The organism is Streptomyces sp. NPDC058231 (genome assembly GCF_042882275.1).
Classification (GTDB): Bacteria; Actinomycetota; Actinomycetes; order Streptomycetales; family Streptomycetaceae; genus Streptomyces.
Genome location: NZ_JBHVWN010000005.1, coordinates 203,021 through 224,109 on the forward strand (window position 1 = coordinate 203,021; position 21,089 = coordinate 224,109).

General features: G+C 67.5%; 19 protein-coding genes. 9 read left to right on the forward strand and 10 right to left on the reverse strand.

The window, feature by feature from the left end:
* Positions 1-36: 36 nt before the first annotated feature.
* Positions 37-1,200: a winged helix DNA-binding domain-containing protein gene (locus ACFVXE_RS05840; protein ID WP_389669503.1), complete on the forward strand. Its 1,164-nt coding sequence runs from the start codon at positions 37-39 to the stop codon at positions 1,198-1,200.
* 64 nt (positions 1,201-1,264) lie between these two features.
* On the opposite strand, the gene ACFVXE_RS05845 is transcribed toward ACFVXE_RS05840, so the two are convergent.
* The gene (locus ACFVXE_RS05845; RefSeq protein WP_389669504.1) at positions 1,265-2,644 is read right to left on the reverse strand and encodes a serine hydrolase domain-containing protein; all 1,380 of its coding nucleotides are present in this window, start codon (positions 2,642-2,644) and stop codon (positions 1,265-1,267) included.
* 395 nt (positions 2,645-3,039) lie between these two features.
* On the opposite strand from ACFVXE_RS05845, the gene ACFVXE_RS05850 reads away from it, so the two are divergent.
* Complete coding sequence (locus tag ACFVXE_RS05850) at positions 3,040-3,495, forward strand: GNAT family N-acetyltransferase (protein ID WP_389669550.1); 456 nt, start codon at positions 3,040-3,042, stop codon at positions 3,493-3,495.
* A 20-nt stretch (positions 3,496-3,515) separates the two neighbouring features.
* Here the strand turns inward: ACFVXE_RS05850 and ACFVXE_RS05855 are convergent, their stop codons facing one another.
* The 3 genes from ACFVXE_RS05855 to dnaB all read right to left on the reverse strand — a co-directional run bounded on the left by ACFVXE_RS05855 (position 3,516) and on the right by dnaB (position 6,207).
* Positions 3,516-3,833 carry a hypothetical protein gene (locus tag ACFVXE_RS05855; protein ID WP_389669506.1) on the reverse strand — a complete coding sequence of 106 codons (318 nt, stop codon included), beginning with the start codon at positions 3,831-3,833 and terminating at the stop codon, positions 3,516-3,518.
* Positions 3,834-4,078: 245 nt separating this feature from the next.
* Complete coding sequence (locus ACFVXE_RS05860) at positions 4,079-4,492, reverse strand: hypothetical protein (protein WP_389669508.1); 414 nt, start codon at positions 4,490-4,492, stop codon at positions 4,079-4,081.
* A 236-nt stretch (positions 4,493-4,728) separates the two neighbouring features.
* Entirely contained in the window at positions 4,729-6,207 is a 1,479-nt protein-coding gene (dnaB, locus tag ACFVXE_RS05865; protein WP_389669510.1) for a replicative DNA helicase, read from the reverse strand.
* Between the two features lie 459 nt (positions 6,208-6,666).
* Between dnaB and ACFVXE_RS05870 the strand changes: the two genes are divergently transcribed.
* The gene (locus ACFVXE_RS05870) at positions 6,667-8,004 is read left to right on the forward strand and encodes an MATE family efflux transporter (protein WP_389669512.1); all 1,338 of its coding nucleotides are present in this window, start codon (positions 6,667-6,669) and stop codon (positions 8,002-8,004) included.
* Positions 8,005-8,094: 90 nt separating this feature from the next.
* Here ACFVXE_RS05870 and rplI read toward each other — a convergent pair whose 3' ends face one another.
* The 4 genes from rplI to rpsF all read right to left on the reverse strand — a co-directional run bounded on the left by rplI (position 8,095) and on the right by rpsF (position 9,822).
* Entirely contained in the window at positions 8,095-8,541 is a 447-nt protein-coding gene (gene rplI / locus ACFVXE_RS05875) for a 50S ribosomal protein L9 (protein WP_389669513.1), read from the reverse strand.
* Between the two features lie 18 nt (positions 8,542-8,559).
* The gene (gene rpsR / locus ACFVXE_RS05880) at positions 8,560-8,796 is read right to left on the reverse strand and encodes a 30S ribosomal protein S18 (protein ID WP_003967857.1); all 237 of its coding nucleotides are present in this window, start codon (positions 8,794-8,796) and stop codon (positions 8,560-8,562) included.
* A gap of 43 nt (positions 8,797-8,839) precedes the next feature.
* On the reverse strand, positions 8,840-9,457 hold the full coding sequence (locus ACFVXE_RS05885; RefSeq protein WP_389669515.1) for a single-stranded DNA-binding protein: 618 nt from the start codon (positions 9,455-9,457) through the stop codon (positions 8,840-8,842).
* Between the two features lie 74 nt (positions 9,458-9,531).
* Positions 9,532-9,822, reverse strand: a complete 291-nt coding sequence (gene rpsF, locus ACFVXE_RS05890) for a 30S ribosomal protein S6 (RefSeq protein ID WP_030930552.1) — start codon at positions 9,820-9,822, stop codon at positions 9,532-9,534.
* Positions 9,823-10,103: 281 nt separating this feature from the next.
* On the opposite strand from rpsF, the gene ACFVXE_RS05895 reads away from it, so the two are divergent.
* The 3 genes from ACFVXE_RS05895 (at position 10,104) to ACFVXE_RS05905 (ending at position 12,865) form a co-directional block, all read left to right on the forward strand.
* Positions 10,104-10,418: a hypothetical protein gene (locus ACFVXE_RS05895; protein WP_389669516.1), complete on the forward strand. Its 315-nt coding sequence runs from the start codon at positions 10,104-10,106 to the stop codon at positions 10,416-10,418.
* Positions 10,419-10,623: 205 nt separating this feature from the next.
* Positions 10,624-11,742 (forward strand): lipid II:glycine glycyltransferase FemX, encoded by a 1,119-nt coding sequence (locus tag ACFVXE_RS05900; protein WP_389669517.1) that lies wholly within the window; start codon positions 10,624-10,626, stop codon positions 11,740-11,742.
* Positions 11,743-11,833: 91 nt separating this feature from the next.
* Entirely contained in the window at positions 11,834-12,865 is a 1,032-nt protein-coding gene (locus ACFVXE_RS05905) for an alanine racemase (RefSeq protein ID WP_389669519.1), read from the forward strand.
* Positions 12,866-12,943: 78 nt separating this feature from the next.
* On the opposite strand, the gene ACFVXE_RS05910 is transcribed toward ACFVXE_RS05905, so the two are convergent.
* Positions 12,944-14,440 (reverse strand): glycosyltransferase family 87 protein, encoded by a 1,497-nt coding sequence (locus tag ACFVXE_RS05910; protein WP_389669520.1) that lies wholly within the window; start codon positions 14,438-14,440, stop codon positions 12,944-12,946.
* A gap of 149 nt (positions 14,441-14,589) precedes the next feature.
* The gene (locus ACFVXE_RS05915; protein WP_389669522.1) at positions 14,590-17,349 is read right to left on the reverse strand and encodes a transglycosylase domain-containing protein; all 2,760 of its coding nucleotides are present in this window, start codon (positions 17,347-17,349) and stop codon (positions 14,590-14,592) included.
* A gap of 377 nt (positions 17,350-17,726) precedes the next feature.
* Here ACFVXE_RS05915 and ACFVXE_RS05920 point away from each other — a divergent pair, with 377 nt between their 5' ends.
* The 3 genes from ACFVXE_RS05920 (at position 17,727) to ACFVXE_RS05930 (ending at position 20,977) form a co-directional block, all read left to right on the forward strand.
* Positions 17,727-18,434, forward strand: a complete 708-nt coding sequence (locus ACFVXE_RS05920; RefSeq protein WP_389669524.1) for a helix-turn-helix transcriptional regulator — start codon at positions 17,727-17,729, stop codon at positions 18,432-18,434.
* 67 nt (positions 18,435-18,501) lie between these two features.
* A complete protein-coding gene (locus ACFVXE_RS05925) occupies positions 18,502-19,584 on the forward strand; it encodes an inositol-3-phosphate synthase (RefSeq protein WP_383957939.1) in 1,083 nt (360 codons plus the stop codon).
* Positions 19,585-19,708: 124 nt separating this feature from the next.
* Positions 19,709-20,977, forward strand: coding sequence for an MFS transporter (locus ACFVXE_RS05930; protein WP_389669526.1), 1,269 nt, complete (start codon positions 19,709-19,711; stop codon positions 20,975-20,977).
* Positions 20,978-21,089: the final 112 nt, after the last annotated feature.

Consider the following 21,089-nt stretch of genomic DNA (forward strand, 5'->3'; position numbering starts at 1 on the left):
AATCGACGGGATCCCAAGGACCGAAGGAGCTTTCGGATGCACGTCATCGACGACGCACAACGCCGTGTCCGGCTCGGCCGACGTCACCTCCTGGCCCCCTCCGGACGGGTCTCGTCCGCGGTGGCCGTAGCCGACGCGGTCGTGGCCCTCCATGCCACCGATGCGGCCACCGTCTTCCTTTCGACCTGCGCCCGACTCTCCGAGGCAGCTGTGGAGACGGTGGAGAGAGCTCTCTACGAGGACGTATCGCTGGTCCGCCTTCTCTCCATGCGCAACACCCTTTTCACCGTGCCGGCCGGACTCGCCCCCTGTGTCGCCGCCTCGAACGCCCATGCCGTGGCCGCCAAGGAGCGTCGGAGCCTCCTGAAGCATCTGCGGGACGACGGGAACGGGCTGGATGGGGAGTGGCTCACCACGACGGAGAGGGAGGTCCTCGCAGCGCTTGCGGCACGTGGCCCCGCCACCGGCATCGAACTGTCAGCCGCCGTTCCGGCGCTGCGGACAAAGATCACGATCTTTCCCGGCAAGAAACAGGAAGCGGTCCAGGGGGTCGCCACACGCGTCCTGCGGGTGCTGGCAGCCGACGGCCGGATCCGCCGGGACAGGCCGCGCGGCTCCTGGACCTCCAGCCAGTTCCGGTGGACGGTGTCCGAGCCGTGGCCCGCCCGGCACCCCGCAGAGGCACAGGCGGAGCTGACCCGTCGCTGGCTCCACTCGTACGGTCCTGCGACCGAGGCCGACCTCAAGTGGTGGACGGGCTGGAACCTCGGTCAGGTCCGCAAGGCCCTGACAGCCAGCGGAGCCGAGGAAGTGGGGCTCCAGAACGGCACAACGGGCTGGGTGGCAGCAGGAGACGCCGGGCCGGAACCGGAAGTGGAGCCCTGGGCGGCGCTGCTTCCCTCGCTCGACCCGAGCGCCATGGGCTGGGCCGATCGCGGTTTCCACCTTCCGGCCGGGCACCGGGCGGCGCTCTTCGACCGCGCCGGCAACATCGGACCGACGGTGTGGTGGAACGGCGAGATCGTCGGCGGCTGGGCGCAGCACGCAAACGGTGAGCCGGTCTGGCGGCTCCTCTCCGACATCGGCCGGGACGCCACCACCGCAATCGAGGCGGAGGCATCCCGGCTGTCGGCGTGGGTGAAGGACATACGGGTCACTCCGCGCTTCCGCACCCCGCTGGAAAGGGAGTTGACGGCCTGAACAGACCGCCCTTCGTGTTTCACGTGAAACGCGGCACCGGAACAGGGCCGTACCGACCGGCCGTTCAGCCGGTGAGGCCCCGCCAGCCCTCCTCGTCCACTCCGCCGGGAACGGCCGACGCAGGACCGTACGGCTCCCGCGTGAAGACGAACGATCCCAGATCGAGGTGGCTCACGCCGCCGTCGCCGTTTCGCACGACCCGGAGCACCTCCCCCGCGTAGTACCCGTCGAGGCCGATCCAGGTGCCGTCCGCCCGGGCGACGAAACGTGCGCCGCGGCCGTCACCTTGCATCGGCCCCAATTCCAGACCGCGGTCGGCGGTCAGACGCAGAACGTTCGGACGCGTACCCCAGTACCACGGTCCGGTCAGCGCGAGGAGGTCCCCATCGATCTCGGGCAGCGGGCGCCACGGCTCCGGGATACGGGGCTCGGCCTCGGCGACGATCCCGACGAGGTCTGCGGCGACCCCACCCGCGAGCGGTCCCGATGTGGCGTTGGTCAGCACCACGGCGGTCACGTCGTCCTCGATGGAGAACCAGAGCGCGGCCAGGAAGCCCGGCAGCGAGCCGGTGTGCCCGAGCAGAGTGCGGCCGTCCTGTCGCAGGATCTGCAGACCGAGACCGTAATCAGCGCTGCCGCCGGACTCGGAGGGCGCGGCCGGGGGCCGCATCTCCTCCACCGACGCCGCACACAGCACCCGGTCGTCCCCGTCGGTGAGGAAGGCGGCGAACCGCAGAAGGTCGGCCGTAGTGGACCAGAGCTGCCCCGCCGGCGCCATCAGGCCCAGGTCCTCGGCCGGTTCGGGCAGCATGGCATCGGCCCAGGGGTGGACGGCCCAGCCACCCGCGTGCGGCGTCTGCGGCTGAGTACTCGTGCGCCGCATGCCCAACGGTTCCAGAATCTCGCGCCGCAGCGCCTCCTCCCACGAGGTGCCCCGCACCTGCTCGATCAACGCTCCGAGCAACGTGTAGCCGGGGTTGGAGTAGTGGTGCCGACGGCCGGGGGGGTGCATCCGCGTCTGCTCACCGAGGACGTCGCCGAGCTCGGGGCGCAGCGTGCCCGGTGTCCGCTCCCACCAGGGCGCGGGCGACTCGGCACTCAGTCCCGCGCTGTGGGCCAGCAGTTGAATGACGGTGACACCCCCGACCGCCGTGCCGGGCAGATGCTTCTCCAGCGGGTCGCCGAGATCGAGCAGCCCCTCGTCACGGAGCCGCATGACCAGCACAGCGGTGAAGGTCTTGGTCAGGGAACCGATCCTGAACTGCGTATCGGAGTCCGGAGCATGGCCGTCGACACAGCTGCGGGCGCCGTCCCACACGATCCGGCCCTGCCGTTGCACCGCGGCGACGAGCGAAGGAGTACGGCCTTCGGTCTGCGCGGAGGCGATGCGGTGCAGCAGGGCGCGCCGGGTACCGGGAAGCAACTCTTCTGAGGAGTAGGTCATGGTCAACAAGTACCTGCGCAGCCGCCCGGTGGCGACTCATTTCGCGGCGCGCGGAAGCCACTCCTGGCCGGCCACCCACGGGCTGCCCCTGTAGGTCGGTGGAAGACGGACCCGATCCATCGTGGATCAGCTCGGCACGATCCGAGGTCAGGCTCACGCACCGACATCCGTGCCGGCCGGTCGCAACCGTCCTTGAGGACGACCTCCATGCCCGTGGCCAGGATGGCGAAATCCACGGCCTCGACCGTCTCGCCGTCCAGCCGGAAATGCGTCCCGCCCCCAAGCTTCGTCCCAGTCCCGCTCGTGCGGCTCTGCCTTTCTCCTGGGCCTGCCCCAGGCGGATGCAGAATGGGATGGTCGAGGGACGGACATCTGACGGGGGGGCGTAGGTGAGCGTGCTCATCAGGCTGGCGCGGGTGACGGAAGCCGAGATCCTCAGTGACTTGGCGCTTCGTTCCAAGGCGCACTGGGGTTACGACGCCGAGTTCATTGAGGCATGCAGAGACGAACTCACCGTTGACGCAAGTGAGGTCGCACGCCGGCGAGCCACGGTGGCTGACAGGGACGGTCATATCCTGGGTTTCACGACCCTTGAGGGAGAGCCGCCCACAGGCGTTTTGGGCATGATGTTCGTCGCGCCGCAGGCCATCGGCCAGGGGATCGGTCGCCTCCTGTTCGAACACACCGTCGCCACCGCGCGAGCACTGGGGTTCACCCAGCTCACGATCGACGCGGACCCGAATGCCGAGCCCTTCTACCGTGCGATGGGCGCCGTAGGCAGCGGAAGCGTCCCTTCTGGCTCCATTGTCGGCAGGGTGCTGCCGCAGTTGGTCGTCACCATCCAGCGCTGAACCAGCGTCGCTTGGCAGCGTCATCGGGAAGCCCTCCGCAGCATGTGCCCCGCGCTCAACGGCCGGTCCGATGCCGTCGTGACCTGCCTGTACCACAGCAGGTGCAACACCGCCGATTTCAGCAGTAGTCGGGCACACCCCGGAAGCAGCGCGAAAGCATCGTCCAGTGCCATCCCATCCAGGTCGGCAGCCCGCAGGGCGGCCACCAGGTCGGAGTCCAACAGCCAATCGCGGCAGTTGCCGTCGTCCGTCAGCAGTAGACGGTCCGGGATGTGCATGCGGACCTTGCCATCCAGGTCAGCCTTGAGCAGGCATGACTGGGCGACGATGTGCCGCACCGCCGGATCAAAGTCAGCGCCCGAGGCGGCCTCACCGGCCGCCGAACGCTGGGGTCCCGCCCCGGCCACGCACACTGACGACGACCCGGGCACTCCTGTTCACAAAGAGGGGAACTACCGGTGGGAAGAGAACACGGGATCTGGGATCCCACACCGGCTGTAGGATCTCGCCGCTCGTGTCATAGAGCACAGCCCTGACCAGGGGGTTTCTAGGCTGTCTCAGCCCATGTCCGAGTGCTCGTGTCTCAGTCCCGTGGCAGTTCCTCAGGGTCTGCGTCAGCAACCATCCGCTCCGCCCATTCGCGCACGGTCACTGCTCGCCCGATGCGGCTGACGATGTCCTTCTTGGACGCGGCGTCCAAGGTCTCCGGAAGTTTGTCGAAGGTGCCGGGGAGAACATCGAGCAGACCCCAGATCTGTTCACCGGTCCTGACTGTCAGCAGTTGCTGGCACCTCCACTGCAACGGCATCTCGGGTCGGTGCGTGAGCCGCTGCACGAGCGTAGGGAACAGGTAGTGCGTCGCCTCTGCGGCGAGGTGCTCTCGGAGCCAGTCGACCGAGAGCCGCTGACTGAAGCCGTGCGTGGCGGCCTCTTGGGTCAGGTCCAGGAGCTGATCGGTGTCGACGGCTCGAACGGTGTGGGGAAGGGTCGGGGTCATGTCGCGATGATGCCAAGAAGTCCCCGCAGGTCCGAGAGGTCAGCGGGGCCGGGATGCGATCTGCCGACGGGCAGGACCCCAGACTTCCTCGAACTGGTCGGAGGTCAGAGTCTCGGGGTCGTGGCCTTCCCACTCTGAGACGGGCTGCCAGTCTCAGAACTGTGGCCAATCTGCCATCGCTTGGCCATCGGTCCTGAGATTCGGCCACGGAATCTGAGATCCCACACAGGCAACCCTCAGGTCTGCGCCATGTCCACAAAGCGTGAGTAGTGACCTTGGAACGCCACCGTGATCGTCGCCGTAGGACCGTTACGGTGCTTGGCCACCATCAGGTCCGCCTCGCCCGCTCGCGGCGACTCCTTCTCGTACGCGTCCTCACGGTGCAGCAGGATCACCATGTCGGCGTCCTGCTCGATGGAACCGGATTCACGCAGGTCGGAGACCATGGGCTTCTTGTCCGTACGCTGCTCCGGACCACGGTTCAGCTGGGACAGGGCGATAACCGGAAGCTCCAGTTCCTTCGCGAGCAGCTTGAGGTTTCGGGACATGTCCGAGACTTCCTGCTGTCGGCTCTCGGCACGCTTGGAACCACCGGACTGCATCAGCTGCAGATAGTCGATGATGACCAGCTTGATGTCGTTCCGCTGCTTCAGACGACGGCACTTCGCCCGGATCTCCATCATCGACAGGTTCGGCGAATCGTCGATGTACAGCGGTGCGGCGGAGACGTCCGGCATCCGGCGGGCGAGCCGCGTCCAGTCCTCGTCGGTCATCGTGCCCGAACGCATGTGGTGCAGTGCCACCCGCGCCTCGGCGGACAGCAGCCGCATCGCGATCTCGTTGCGCCCCATTTCGAGGGAGAAGATCACGCTGGGCAGGTTGTTCTTGATCGAAGCGGCCCGGGCGAAGTCCAGGGCCAGCGTGGACTTACCCATGGCCGGACGCGCCGCGATGACGATCATCTGACCCGGGTGCAGACCGTTGGTCAGGGCGTCGAAGTCGGTGAAGCCGGTCGGCACACCGGTCATTTCGCCGGAGCGCGAGCCGATCGCCTCGATCTCGTCGAGTGCGCTCTCCATGATGTCGCCCAGCGGCAGGTAGTCCTCGCTGGTCCGCTGCTCCGTGACGGCGTAGATCTCTGCCTGCGCGGAGTTGACGATCTCGTCGACATCGCCGTCGGCCGCGTATCCCATCTGCGTGATCTTCGTGCCGGCCTCGACGAGCCGCCGCAGGACAGCCCGCTCGTGGACGATCTCCGCGTAGTACGACGCGTTGGCCGCGGTCGGCACGGACTGGACGAGCGTGTGCAGATAGGGGGCGCCACCCACCTTGGTGATCGAGCCGCGCTTGACCAGCTCGGCCGCAACCGTGATCGGGTCGGCGGGCTCACCCTTGGCATAGAGGTCGAGGATCGCCTGGAAGACGGTTTCATGGGCAGGGCGGTAGAAGTCGTGCCCCTTGATGATCTCCACGACGTCGGCGATGGCGTCCTTGGAGAGGAGCATGCCGCCGAGGACCGACTGCTCGGCATCCAGATCCTGAGGCGGTACGCGCTCGAAGCCGGGTGATCCGCCGTCCCAGCCGCTGCTCTCCCTGCCGCGGTCGTGCTGCTCACCGCGGTCCCTGCCTTCGCCGCGGCGCTGGCGGGACACGGGCAGACGGTCACTGGGACCGGTGTCCGCCCAGGGGTCGTCCAAAGGCTCGGGAATGCTCACCGCGCCACCTCCTCCCGTCCGCTCCGCGGACCCTCGCCATGCCACTCTTTCTTACGGCACAGCACCGACAAACAAGACGCTCGACTCCGGTTCCGACGCATCAAGTTCTGCGGATTCCAGGGATGAAACGGGGTGTGGGCGCCGGTCCACGTTAGGCCGCTCGGCACCGTCAGCCAATCTGGTTATCCACAGGGCATGTGGACGACGGATCAGATGCTGTGGAGAACTCGGCGGAACCTGTGCACGGAGCGGGGGACAGCACTGTGGACAAACTCATAACCCCGCCCTCACCACAGCGCTGACCTGCCTTTTCTCCATCCACGGGCTGTGGGGGAGAAAAACTTTCCGAGTCGGCCCAAGATCACGGCAAACCGCGCACAGGAGAACACGACGCCTCAGCAAATGTAAGGACCACGTACGCATTGCATCTGTTACCTGTGGAAGATTAGATTGACCCTCATGACCCAGGCCCCCATGACCTCGCGTTTGAGTCGCCGACGGCACGATCGCGAGATCGTCGCACTCGCCGTTCCCGCCTTCGGCGCGCTCGTCGCCGAGCCACTCTTCGTCATGGTCGACAGCGCCATCGTCGGCCATCTCGGCACACCGCAGCTGGCCGGCCTGGGCGTCGCAGCGGCTCTGCTGACCACCGCGGTGAGCGTTTTCGTCTTTCTCGCCTACGCCACCACGGCAGCCGTCGCACGCCGGGTCGGCGCGGGCGATCTCGCCTCCGCGATACGACAGAGTGTGGATGGAATCTGGCTGGCCATGCTCCTCGGCGTGGCCGTCATCGCCGTGACGCTTCCCACCGCTCCCTCGCTCGTCAATCTCTTCGGCGCCTCCGACACCGCGGCACCCTATGCCACCACCTATCTGCGGATATCCAGCCTCGGCATCCCCGCCATGCTGATCGTGATGGCCGCGACCGGTGCACTCCGTGGCCTGCAGGACACCCGGACCCCGCTGTATGTCGCCATCGGAGGCTTCGCGGCCAACGGCGCACTCAACGCAGGGCTCGTCTACGGCGCCGGTCTCGGTATCGCCGGTTCGGCCTGGGGAACGGTGATTGCGCAGGTCGGCATGGCTGCCGCCTATCTGACCGTGGTGGTACGAGGAGCCCGCCGCCATGGCGCATCACTGCGCCCGGACGCGGCGGGAATCATGGCCGGCGCCCACGCAGGCGTCCCCCTGCTGGTCCGTACGCTGTCCCTCCGCGCCGTCCTGATGATCGCCACCGCCGTCGCCGCACGGCTGGGCGACACAGATATCGCCGCCCACCAGATCATCCTCTCCCTGTGGAGCCTGATGGCCTTCGCCCTCGATGCCATTGCCATCGCCGGGCAGGCCATCATCGGCCGCTACCTGGGAGCCGACGACGCCGAGGGCGCTCGCGAGGCGTGTCGGCGCATGGTCCAGTGGGGCATCGCCTCAGGTGTGGCGCTCGGGGTTCTGATCGTGCTCGCCTGCCCCCTGTTCGTCCCCTTGTTCACAGGCGATCAGGCCGTACAGGACACCCTTCTCCCGGCCTTGCTGGTGGTGGCCCTGTGTCAGCCGATCGCGGGCGTGGTCTTCGTCCTGGACGGCGTACTGATGGGCGCCGGCGACGGCCGGTACCTCGCCCGGGCGATGCTGATCACCCTGGCCGTCTTCGCTCCGGTCGCCCTGCTCGTGCCCTCGTTCGGCGGCGGCCTGGCCGCGCTGTGGTGGGCGATGGCACTGATGATGACGGTCCGCATGGCCACGCTGTGGCTGCGCACCCGCTCCGGCAGGTGGCTCGTCACCGGAGCCACCCGCTGAAGAGCCGCCGGCCAGCCGGTTTCACGTGAAACGACGAAGGGCCGCATCCCGTGGGATGCGGCCCTTCACCTGCTCTGATGAGCTATGCCCTTAGGCAGCAATGACCTCGATGCCGAGCTTCGCCGCAACCTCGGGGTGCAGGCGCACGGACACCTGGTGCCCGCCGAGCGTCTTGATCGGCGAACCGAGCTCGACGCGACGCTTGTCGACGTCCGGGCCACCGGCAGCCTTGATCGCCGAAGCGATGTCGGCCGGGGTGACGGAGCCGAAGAGGCGGCCGGCGTCGCCGGAGCGAACAGCCAGACGGACCTTCACGGCCTCGAGCTTGGCCTTGATCTCGTTGGCCTGCTCGATCGTCGCGATCTCGTGGATCTTGCGGGCGCGGCGGATCTGCGCCACGTCCTTCTCGCCACCCTTGGTCCAGCGGATGGCAAAGCCACGCGGGACCAGGTAGTTACGGGCGTACCCGTCCTTGACGTCGACGACGTCGCCGGCAGTGCCGAGGCCAGAGACCTCGTGGGTGAGGATGATCTTCATTTTTCGGTCACCCTTCCCTTATCGCGCGGTGGACGTGTAGGGCAGCAGCGCCATCTCACGGCTGTTCTTGACTGCCGTGGCGACGTCACGCTGGTGCTGCGTGCAGTTGCCGGTAACGCGGCGGGCACGGATCTTGCCGCGGTCGGAAATGAACTTCCGCAGCATGTTCGTGTCCTTGTAGTCCACGTACTGGGTCTTGTCCTTGCAGAAAGCGCAGACCTTCTTCTTAGGCTTGCGCACAGGCGGCTTCGCCATGGTGTTTCTCCTGTGTGATCAAGAAGTGGGGGTACGAGCTTCCCTAGAAGGGAGGCTCGTCCGAGTAGCCGCCGCCAGAGCCGCCGGAACCGCCGGAGCTTCCGCCCCAACCGCCTCCGCCGCCCTGCTGACCCCCGCCCTGCTGGCCGCCGCCGGCCGGCGCGCCAGTGGCCCACGGGTCGTCGGCGGGAGCACCGCCGCCGCCCTGCTGACCGCCGCCACCGGGACCGCCGCCCCAGTTGCCGCCGCCCTGCTGGCCACCGCCGTAACCACCCTGGCCGCCCTGGCCACCGCGACCGGTGGTCTTGGTGACCTTGGCCGTGGCGCTCTTGAGACTGGGGCCGACTTCCTCGACGTCCAGCTCGTAGACCGTGCGCTTCACGCCCTCGCGGTCTTCGTACGACCGCTGCTTCAGCCGGCCCTGCACGACAACGCGCATGCCTCGCTGGAGCGACTCGGCGACGTTCTCCGCCGCCTGCCGCCAGACCGAGCAGGTGAGGAACAGGCCTTCGCCGTCCTTCCACTCATTGGTCTGCCGGTCGAAGATGCGGGGAGTGGACGCGACACGGAACTTCGCGACCGCCGCACCGGACGGGGTGAAGCGCAGCTCGGGGTCGTCGACGAGATTGCCGACGACCGTGATGACGGTCTCGCCTGCCATGGGTGAACCTCTCGGCGGGGATTGCTTCTGGCTGCTTGCTGCTACTCGAACCCGATGACCGCTGAGCTAGATGCTCAGTGGATCTCGGGACGGAGGACCTTGGTCCGGAGGACCGACTCGTTCAGGTTCATCTGGCGGTCGAGCTCCTTGACGATCGCAGGCTCGGCCTGCAGATCGATGACCGAGTAGATGCCCTCGGGCTTCTTCTTGATCTCGTAAGCGAGACGACGACGGCCCCAGGTGTCGACCTTCTCAACCTTTCCGTTGCCCTCGCGGACGACGGAGAGGAAGTTCTCGATCAACGGGGAGACAGCGCGCTCCTCAAGATCGGGGTCGAGGATGACCATCACCTCGTAGTGACGCATGTGGAACCCACCTCCTTTGGACTCAGCGGCCACGGTCGTTCCGTGGCAGGAGGGTCGTGATGCGTAAGCAACAGTGTCTCCGAGTAAAACAGCCGCCACTGACAACGCCCTCCGTCGAGGAGGGGCTGTTCCGTACTGGCCTGGGCAGACACCGGTGCAGACCGTACAGAGTACCCGCACACCGGCTTCCGGTTGAAATCCGGTGCTCAGGAGACGCAATCTGTACACATCGGGTGTGAGCGGCGCCACGGTGCGCCGCCTTTTCCGCCAGGAGGCACTCCATGGCACAGACAACGCGATCCCGTCCCGCCGTCTCTCTCCTCGCCACGGACGGCAGGCCCCACCCGCTCCAGGACACCCTGGTGGCGGTGACGGTGGTCCTCGGCGTCATCGCCTTCGTCACGGCGATGTTCCACAGCCTGCATCTGCTCAGTTCGTGGGCCGGACTGATCGGGATCCTCGCCGGTGGCTACGGGCAGTACATCTCCGTGACCACACGTGAACGGTTCCCGCTGATCCTCGGCATGGGCGCCTCCGCCATCGGATTCTTCCTCGGCATGGCCCACGGGGGCCTGTTCGGCGGCGTGGTCGGCTGATCCCGCCCGGCCCGTACGGCCACCAGGACCTCGGCGGCCCACGCCCACCGGGACCGCCGAGGTCCTGGTGGGTCCGGCCGCCGGGCCCCGCCGTGCGGGCAAGGTCCCATAGGGCCAGACAGGGCGCTCCCCGCTCGCAGTAGGCTTCGGCGCGAGAGCCGGAGCCCCTGACCGATGGGGACACACCTGCCGAGGAGCGCCCCGCATGAGCCTGACCTTGAGGACCATCAGCCGAGAGCAGCATCTGGCGTACATCCAGAGTCTGCCCGCGGCGAGTCACATGCAGGTCCCGGCATGGGCTGATGTGAAGGCCGAATGGCGCTCGGAAAGCCTGGGCTGGTTCGACAAGAGCGGCCTGCTCGTGGGCGCGGGCCTGGTGCTCTACCGGCAGTTGCCCAAGATCAAGCGGTATCTCGCGTACCTCCCCGAGGGCCCGGTCATCAACTGGTACGCCCCGAACCTGGACGACTGGCTTCAGCCGATGCTGGCTCACCTCAAGCAACAGGGCGCCTTCTCGGTGAAGATGGGGCCCCCGGTCGTCATCCGCCGCTGGGACGCTGCCGCCATCAAGTCCGGGATCCAGGACCCGGACGTCAAGCGTCTGCGCGATGTCGAGGCCACGCACATCGAGCCGCGCGCCTTCGAAGTCGCGGACCGGCTGCGGAAGATGGGCTGGCAGCAGGGCGAGGACGGCGGCGCCGGATTCGGTGACGTACAGCCGCGCTACATCTTCCAGGTGCCGCTGGCGAACCGTTCGCTCGAGGACGTCCACAAGGGCTTCAACCAGCTCTGGCGCCGCAACATCAAGAAGGCCGAGAAGGCCGGTGTCGAGGTCGTGCAGGGCAGCTACGACGAGCTCGCCGAGTGGCAGCGGCTGTACGAGATCACGGCGGAGCGGGATCACTTCCGGCCGCGCCCGCTGGGTTACTTCCAGCGCATGTGGACGGCGCTCAACACCGAGGACCCCAACCGGATGCGGCTCTACTTCGCCCGGCACGAGGGGGAGAACGTCGCGGCCGCGACCATGCTGATCGTCGGCGGTCACGTCTGGTACTCGTACGGAGCGTCCGCCAACCACAAGCGCGAGGTCCGGCCCTCGAACGCAATGCAGTGGCGGATGCTGCGCGATGCGTACGCCATGGGCGCCACCGTCTACGACCTGCGTGGCATCTCCGACTCCCTGGACGAGACCGACCACCTCTTCGGCCTGATCCAGTTCAAGGTCGGCACCGGCGGCCAGGCGGCCGAATACCTGGGCGAGTGGGACTTCCCGCTCAACAAGCTGCTGCACAAGGCGCTCGACATCTACATGTCGCGTCGCTGACGAAACCGGCTTCATTCGTTTCAATAGGCACTGCACCAAGCTCCTCATACCTCTGATACACCGCAGCCACCAGAAAGGTTCCGGACCGGCCATGGCGCTCTCCCTCTACGTCGACACCGCGCGCTGGCGGGCGCACCAGAAATCCGTCCTCGACCAGTTCCCCGGCCTCGTCCCGGTCTGCAAGGGCAACGGATACGGCTTCGGACACGAGCGGCTGGCCGACGAGGCGATCCGTTTCGGCTCCGACACCCTCGCTGTCGGCACCACGTACGAGGCCGCCCGCATAAAGGACTGGTTCAGCGGCGATCTGCTGGTCCTCACCCCGTTCCGGCGGGGCGAGGAGCCGGTGCCGCTCCCCGACCGGGTCATCCGGTCGGTCTCCTCCGTGGACGGTGTGCACGCGCTGGTCGGCGCCCGGGTCGTCATCGAGTGCATGAGCTCGATGAAGCGCCATGGCGTCAAGGAGGAGGAACTGGGGCAGCTGCACGCCGCCATCGAGGACGTACGCCTCGAAGGCTTCGCCCTGCACCTGCCGCTGGACCGCGCGGACGGCTCGGACGCGGTCGAGGAGGTCATCGGCTGGATGGACCGCCTGCGCGCGGCCCGGCTGCCGCTGCACACCATGTTCGTCAGCCATCTGCGGGCCGAGGAACTGGCCCGGCTGCAGCAGCAGTTCCCGCAGACCCGCTTCCGCGCCCGGATCGGCACGCGGCTGTGGCTCGGCGACCACGACGCGACGGAGTACCGGGGCGCCGTGCTCGACGTCACGCGCGTCTCCAAGGGTGACCGTTTCGGCTACCGCCAGCAGAAGGCCGCCTCCGACGGCTGGCTGGTGGTCGTCGCGGGCGGTACGTCGCACGGCGTGGGCCTGGAGGCCCCGAAGGCCCTGCACGGCGTCATGCCGCGCGCCAAGGGCGTCGCCCGCGCCGGCCTGGCCACCGTCAACCGCAACCTGTCACCGTTCGTCTGGGCGGGCAAGCAGCGCTGGTTCGCCGAGCCGCCGCACATGCAGGTGTCGATCCTGTTCGTGCCCGCGGACGCGCAGGAGCCGAGGGTCGGCGACGAGCTGGTGGCCCACCTGCGCCACACGACCACGCAGTTCGACCGTCTCGTCGACAACTGAGGCAACGGGCCGAACCGGCTCGACACCGCTGGGGCCAGGGCCTCGCCAAGGGTTTCCGGACCCTCGGCGAGGCCCTGTTCAGTCTGCGGCCGGTCCGTGCGCCGCACCCCACTCCACCCGTGGCCCCTCGACCACGGGTGCGGCGTGCCGCGGCGGATGTGCAGCCGCGTGCCCCAGCACGAAGACGTCCTTGGCCCCGTCCAGCACCCCACCCGACGGATCGTCCGACCCGTCGACGCGTACGACGTCCCGCTCCGGCATCAGGATGTCCCGCACGACCACGGCGCAGAGGTAGAGCGTGCCCAGCAGGTGCAGGATGATCGCCAGCTGGTACCCCTCGGTCGGCAGCCCCTGGTGCTTGTCGCCGCTCGACGTGTACGCCAGGTACATCCAGATCCCGAGGAAGTACATGACCTCGCATGCCTGCCAGATCAGGAAGTCCCGCCAACGCGGCCTGGCCAGCGCCGCCAGGGGGATCAGCCAGAGGACGTACTGCGGTGAGTAGACCTTGTTGGTGAGGATGAACACCGCGACGACCAGAAAGGCCAGCTGAGCGAAGCGGGGCCGGCGCGGGGCCATCAGCGTCAGCCCCATCAGGCACGCGCACAGGAAGATCATCAGCAGCGTCGAGACGGTGTTCACCGTGTCGACCTGGATGGACATGCCGGTGCGCTGCGAGATGACCAGCCAGAACGACCCGAAGTCGAGCGGCCGCTCATGGCTGAAGGTGTAGAACTTCTTCCATCCCTCGGGTGCGAACACCATCACCGGCAGGTTCACCACGAGCCAGGCCGCAGCCGCCCCGAGCGTCGCCACGGCGAACTCCCGCCACTTGCCCGCCCGCCAGCACAGCAGGAAGAGCGGCCCCAGCAGGAGCGCGGGATAGAGCTTGGCGGCCGTGGCCAGCCCGATGAGGACGCCGAACGCCAGCGCCCGCTTCCGGGACCACATGAGCATCGCCGCGGCCGTCAGGGCGACGGCCAGCAGGTCCCAGTTGATCGTCGCGGTGAGCGCGAAGGACGGTGCGAGCGCGACCAGCAACCCGTCCCACGGACGGCGCCGGTGCGTACGGGCGACGCACACCACCATGACCGCGGCGCAGATCATCAGCATGCCCGCGTTGACCATCCAGTACATCTGCTCGCGGTACTGGATGGAGCCACCGGGCGTCAGCCACGACGCGATCTGCATGAACACACCCGTCAGGACGGGGTACTCCAGATAATGCATGTCGTCGGTCAGCCGGTCGAAGTACGGCACCAGGCCGTCCGCGAAGCCACGTCCCACGAAGAGATGCGGGATGTCGGAGTAGCAGGCGTGTGTGTACTGCGAGCTGGCGCCCCTGAACCACGCCCAGTTGTAGCAGGGCATCTTCTGCACCATGCCGAGGGCGAACATCCCGATCGCCACCAGCGCAACGACCCGCACGGGTGTCAGAGGTCCCGCACCGAGCCGCGCCCAGCGCCCGGACGGCCCGCCGATCAGCTCGCTGCCGGCCGCGGCGATCTCGTCCTGGTGCGTGGGCCGTACGACGGGCCGTTCCTGGTGCACGCTCGTGTCCTCTGCGCTTGGCATGCCGCACATCCTGCCGTACGGGACTGTGGAAAACGGCGGGGGCCGCCGCACCTGGTGGTGCGGCGGCCCGGTGGCGCCTCACAGCTGCGCCCGATGGTGTGTCCGCGGGCTTCTCGACGCCGTTCGGACGGCGCACGTGCCCGCCGGGGTCAGCCGGCCGGTCCTCCGAAGAAGCCGCCGTTGCCGTTTCCGTTCCCGTTGCTGGTGCCGTTGCCGCCGGTGCTGGAGGTACCGCCGTCCGTCGTCGAACCGGTCGTGGTTCCGGTGTCGGTGCCTCCGGTTCCGCCGGTGTCGGTTCCCCCGGCGGTGGTTCCGGTGGAGGTGCCCCCGGTGTCCGTACCCGCACTGGTACCGCCGTTGTTGTTCTGGCACTTCCAGTCCCACGTGCCGCAGGTGTCGGTCGGGTCGGGGGTGGGGGTCGGCGAGGGCGACGTGGAGGGGGTGCTGGAGGGGGTCTCCGAGGGGACGACGCTCGGCGTCGGCGACGGGCTGCTGGCGCCACCGCCGTACAGCGTCTCGCCCCATTCCTCCGGCTTCGGGAAGCTCAGGACGGGCGCGCCCTTCAGCGCTTCAGCCATGTAGTCGTGCCAGATCTGGGCCGGGAACGAAGCACCGTGGATCGTCTTCTCGCCACCCGTGCCGTACATCTTCTCGAACTTACGGTGCTTGTGCTTCTCGTTGTCGTCGTACCGGTACATGCTGATCGCGGTCGACAGCTGCGGGGTGTAGCCCACGAACCAGGCGGACAGGTTGTTGTCCGTCGTACCGGTCTTGCCCGCGACGTCACGGCCCGGAAGCCGGGCAGGCGTACCGGTTCCGTGCTCGACGACGTTCTTCAGAACATCGGTGACGTTGTCGGCGACGGCGTTGGGGAAGGCCCGCTTGGACTTCTTCTCGTGCTGATAGATCACCTCGCCCTTGAACTTGGCCTGACTGACCGAGTAGGGGTCGTTCTGCATACCGCTGGTGGCGAAGGTGCCGTATGCCCCCGCCATCCGGATCGCGCTGGGCTGGGACGTACCGATGGAGAACGAGGGAACGGTCGAATTGGCCATGGAGGCGTCGTCGCGCAGACCCGCGGCGACGGCGGCGTCCTTCACCTTGTCGGTGCCGACGTCCATGCCGAGCTGAACGTACGGGGAGTTGGCGGACCACTGCATGGCTTCCCGAAGGGTGATGTTCCCCCTCGACTCGTGGCCGTCGTTGGACTGCAGCCACTCCTTGCCGTTCTTGGCGGTCCAGACCTCGCCGTTGTACTTCTTGATCTTCAGCATGTCGTCGGCGTTGTAGACGCTCTTCGGCGAGACGAGCTTCCGCTGCGACTCGTCCTGCACCTCCGGGAGCTTCGGGTCACGCCTGCCGTACTGCATCGCCGCGGCCAGCACGAACGGCTTGAAGGTCGAACCGACCTGCGCTCCCGTGGTGTCGGCGTTGTCGGTGTAGTGCGTCGTCGCGTCCTGGCCACCGTAGATCGCACGGATCGCGCCGGTCTTCGGATCCACCGACGCGCCGCCGAACTGGACATGCGTGTCCGTCCCGGGCCGCTTCTTCGCGTCGATCTTGTTGTCGTAGACCTTCTTGACCGCGGCGTTGAGCTTGTTGACCTTCTTCTGGTCGAAGGTGGTGTAGATCTCGTAGCCGCCCCGGGAGAGCTCCTCGGGGGTGACATCCGGGTTGGTGTTCAGGAAGTTCTTCCGGGCGAGATCCACCAGATAGCCGGTCTGACCGCCGAGCTGCGCGTTCTGCTTGGGCGGCTTCGGCATGGGGAACTCGGTGTACTTGGCACGCTCCGCCTGGCTCAGCCGGCCGTCCTTCACCTCCTCGTCGAGGATCCAGCGCCACCGCTTCACCGCCCGGGCCTTGTTCTTCGCCGCGGTCGCCTGCACGCGATCAATCTCGGGTGCGCCGGCCGGGTCGTAGTAGGTCGCGCCCTTGAGCAGAGTGGCCAGGAAGGCGCACTCGCTCGCGTTGAGATCCGTGGCGTCCTTGTCGTAGTACGTACGAGCCGCTGCCTGGAGGCCCGACGCGCCGCGGCCGTAGTACGAAATGTTCAGGTAGCCGGCCATGATCTTCTGCTTGGACTCGGTCTTGCCGACCTTGAGCGTGATGAAGAGCTCTTCGAACTTCCGGCTCAGCGTCTGCTCCTGGGAGAGACGGGAGTTCTTCACGTACTGCTGGGTGATGGTCGAGCCGCCCTGCGTCTCACCGCCCTTGGCCATGTTGTAGAAGGCCCGGGCGATACCCATGGGGTCGATGCCCCTGTCGGTCTCGAACGACTTGTTCTCCGCCGAGATGACGGCGTTCCGCATCTCCTCGGGGATCTGGCTGTAGCTGATCTCCTGACGGTTGGCGGCGCCGCCCGTGGCGATCATCTGCTTGCCGTTCGCCCAGTAGTAGACGTTGTTCTGCGCTGTCGCCGCGTCCTTCACCTTGGGCGTCGCGACCATCGCGTAGGCGAGACCGGCGAGGCCCATGAGAAGGCCGAGGAAGCCGATGCACAGGCTGGAGACCAGCCTCCAGGACGGCATCCAGCGCCGGAATCCGTACTTGCCGGCGCGCGGGTAGTCGATGAACCGCTTCTTGACGGGACGCTGATTACCGCGCCCGCGTCCCCGGCCGGGGCCCTCGTGGCCGCCGTCCCCGCCACCGCGACGTCGGCCGCCGCCACCGCCGTGACCCGCGCCACCCCCCTCGGCGGCGCGCCGGTTTCCGCCGCCGCGCTGGGCGGCCCTTCTGGCCTCGGCACGTCCGCCGTACGGAGCCTCGTCCCCGTACGGATCGGACGGTGACTCGGAAGTTACTCCGCGTGACGGAGCTGCGCGGCGTCCTGAGGACTGCTGGGCGGCTCGTCTGGCCGCGGCACGTCCGCCACCTTGCGGTTGCGGCGTCTTGCGACGGTGCTCGCTCATCGAACGACTACTCCTCGGGCAGGCGAGAGCGCCTGGAAGCGGCAGTTGAGATCCGGTCCCCCCGAATTACGGACGGACCCTGCGAAAGGCTCATCCACAGTGCATCCGGTCGGTCCGCGATGACTGACGCGCGCACGCATCTCGCGGTTCCCGGTCGGTCTGCATGCCGCACAGACTACGCACGGTCAAAACCTGCCTAGGACGGAAGATCACCCCAAATAACGCAAGTCGCTTCCTACGAATTAGTGATGTGACGCCGTTCACCATGGCTCCTCTTGTCGCAACGCGGTGGGCGATCTATCGTCCTGATGTATCGAGTCGATACATCAGCTCGGCATAGAGTTCCGCAGGAGCACTCGGAGAAGGAGGAGGAGAAGTTGAGCAGACGCTCAGGCATCCTCGAATTCGCCGTACTCGGTCTGCTCCGCGAGTCCCCCATGCACGGGTACGAGCTGCGCAAGCGTCTCAACACCTCGTTGGGGATCTTCCGCGCCTTCAGCTACGGCACCCTCTACCCCTGCCTCAAGACGCTGGTGGCCAGCGGTTGGTTGATCGAGGAGCCGGGAAGCGCTCCGGCGGAGGCTCCGCCCGCCGCCGGCCGCGCGGTCGCCCCGGCATCCTCACTGGCAGGACGCCGCGCCAAGATCGTCTACCGGCTGACGGCGGAAGGTAAGGAGCACTTCGAGGAGCTGCTCTCGCACACCGGCCCCGACTCCTGGGAGGACGAGCATTTCGCAGCCCGCTTCGCCTTCTTCGGGCAGACGGAGCACGAGGTGCGGATGCGCGTCCTGGAGGGCCGCCGCAGCCGCCTGGAGGAACGCCTGGAGAGGATGCGTGCCTCGCTGGCACGCACCCGCGAACGACTCGACGACTACACACTTGAGCTGCAGCGACACGGCATGGAGTCCGTGGAGCGCGAAGTGCGCTGGCTGAACGAGCTCATCGAGAGCGAGCGGTCGGGACGGGATCAGCGACGATCCTCGCCCGAGAGCTCCGCTCAGCAGAACACCGCAGGGGAGACGGACGGCCTGCCCCGGCACCGGGATAACTCCCCGCCGGATCCGTCCGACGACACCGCCAAGTGAAGTCCCGGCACTTCCGCAGGGCCTTCATCGGAATCACCGAGAACACTCAACACAGGGAGCAACCGGAATGGGTTCGGTTCGCGTAGCCATCGTCGGCGTGGGCAACTGCGCCGCCTCGCTGGTGCAGGGCGTCGAGTACTACAAGGACGCCGATCCGGCCGGCAAGGTGCCCGGCCTGATGCACGTCCAGTTCGGCGACTACCACGTGCGTGACGTCGAGTTCGTCGCCGCCTTCGACGTCGACGCGAAGAAGGTCGGCCTCGACCTCGCGGACGCCATCGGCGCCAGCGAGAACAACACCATCAAGATCGCTGACGTTCCGAACACCGGTGTGACCGTCCAGCGCGGCCACACGCACGACGGCCTCGGCAAGTACTACCGCGAGACCATCGAGGAGTCGACCGAGGCCCCGGTCGACATCGTCCAGATCCTCAAGGACAAGCAGGTCGACGTTCTCGTCTGCTACCTGCCCGTCGGTTCCGAGGTCGCTGCGAAGTTCTACGCGCAGTGCGCCATCGACGCCAAGGTCGCGTTCGTCAACGCTCTCCCGGTCTTCATCGCCGGCACCAAGGAGTGGGCGGACAAGTTCACCGAGGCCGGCGTCCCGATCGTCGGCGACGACATCAAGTCCCAGGTCGGCGCCACCATCACGCACCGCGTGATGGCGAAGCTCTTCGAGGACCGGGGCGTCGTCCTGGACCGCACGATGCAGCTGAACGTCGGCGGCAACATGGACTTCAAGAACATGCTCGAGCGTGAGCGCCTCGAGTCCAAGAAGATCTCCAAGACGCAGGCCGTCACCTCGCAGATCCGTGACCGCGAGCTCGGTGCGGACAACGTCCACATCGGTCCGTCGGACTACGTGGCCTGGCTGGACGACCGCAAGTGGGCGTACGTGCGACTTGAGGGCCGCGCCTTCGGTGACGTCCCGCTGAACCTGGAGTACAAGCTCGAGGTGTGGGACTCCCCGAACTCGGCCGGTGTCATCATCGACGCCGTGCGTGCCGCGAAGATCGCCAAGGACCGTGGCATCGGTGGCCCGATCCTCTCCGCGTCCTCGTACTTCATGAAGTCCCCGCCGGTTCAGTACTTCGACGACGAGGCCCGTGAGAACGTCGAGAAGTTCATCAACGGCGACGTCGAGCGCTGACGCAACCGCGAACGGCGCATGACCGTGGCGGGGCGATGAGCGGCAACGCTCCTTCTCCTCCACGTCGTTGAGGGTCCCCGGGCAATCCGCCCGGGGACCCTCAACATATGTGACCCTTGCCCACATGCCCGTCGTACGTGATCTGCGCATACTCCTGCGCCTTCGGAACTTCCGTCGTCTGCTCGCCGTACGGCTTCTCTCCCAGTCGGCCGACGGCGTATACCAGGTCGCCCTGGCCGCGCACGTCGTCTTCTCCCCCGAGAAACAGGCATCGGCGGGAGCCATTGCCTCCGCGATGGCCGTCCTGCTGCTGCCGTACTCGCTCGTCGGCCCGTTCGCAGGCGTCCTGCTGGACCGCTGGCCGCGCCGCCAGGTCTTTCTGTACGGCAATCTGCTCCGGGCCGCCCTTGCCTGCTGCACCGCTCTGCTGATTCTGGGCTCCGCGCCCGACTGGCTCTTCTACGCCTCCGCGCTGTGTGTCACCGCGGTCAACCGCTTTGTACTGGCCGGCCTCTCGGCCGCTCTGCCGCGCGTCGTCGACAGGGAGCGGCTGGTCATGGCCAACTCGCTCTCACCGACCGCGGGCACGCTCGCCGCCACGGCCGGCGGCGGCCTCGCCTTCGCCGTCCGCCTGGTTGCGGCGGACTCGGACGCAGCCGTGGTGCTGCTGGGCGCAGCGCTCTATCTCGCTTCGGCGCTGGCGTCCCTGCCCCTTGCTACCGGACTCCTCGGCCCCGACACGAACGGCAGTCGGCTCCGCCTGAGGGACACCCTGTCCACCACCGCGTGGGGGCTCGTCGACGGACTGCGTCATCTTGCGGAACGACGGCACGCCACGCGAGCGCTGGCCGCCATCACCGTGTTCCGTTTCTGCTACGGAGCACTGACCGTGACCGTGCTGATGCTGTGCCGGTACACCTGGTCCGACAGCGAGTCCGACGGCCTGGCCCTGCTCGGACTGGCAGTGGCGGCCTCCGGCGCGGGGTTCTTCGCGGCGGCGGTACTGACCCCCTGGGCCGTGGGGCGGCTGGGCCGATTCCGTTGGATAGCGTCCTGCGCCGCCGCGGCGGCCGTTCTCGAGCCCGCCCTCGGCCTGTGGTTCGCCCCGCGGCCGATACTGGTCGCAGCATTCGTCCTTGGGCTCGTCACCCAGGGAGCGAAGATCGCGACGGACACGGTGGTGCAGACCTCGGTGGACGATTCCTTCCGCGGCCGCGTCTTCTCCCTGTACGACGTGCTGTTCAACGTGGCATTCGTGGGCGCAGCCGCGGTGTCCGCCGTGGTTCTGCCTCCCGACGGCCGGTCCGCCGCAGTGGTGATCGGGGTGGGCGCGCTCTACGCCATCGTTGCCGTACTGATGTTTCTGTGGAGCCGCGCGATCGAAGTGCCATAGCGCGCGTCGATGAAGCCCGGCGGCCCGACCTTTCGGAGCACTACCGAACGACTGCACCGAGGGGCGCTGTTTCACGTGAAACAGCGCCCCTCGGCGTGCGCGGCCCAGGTGA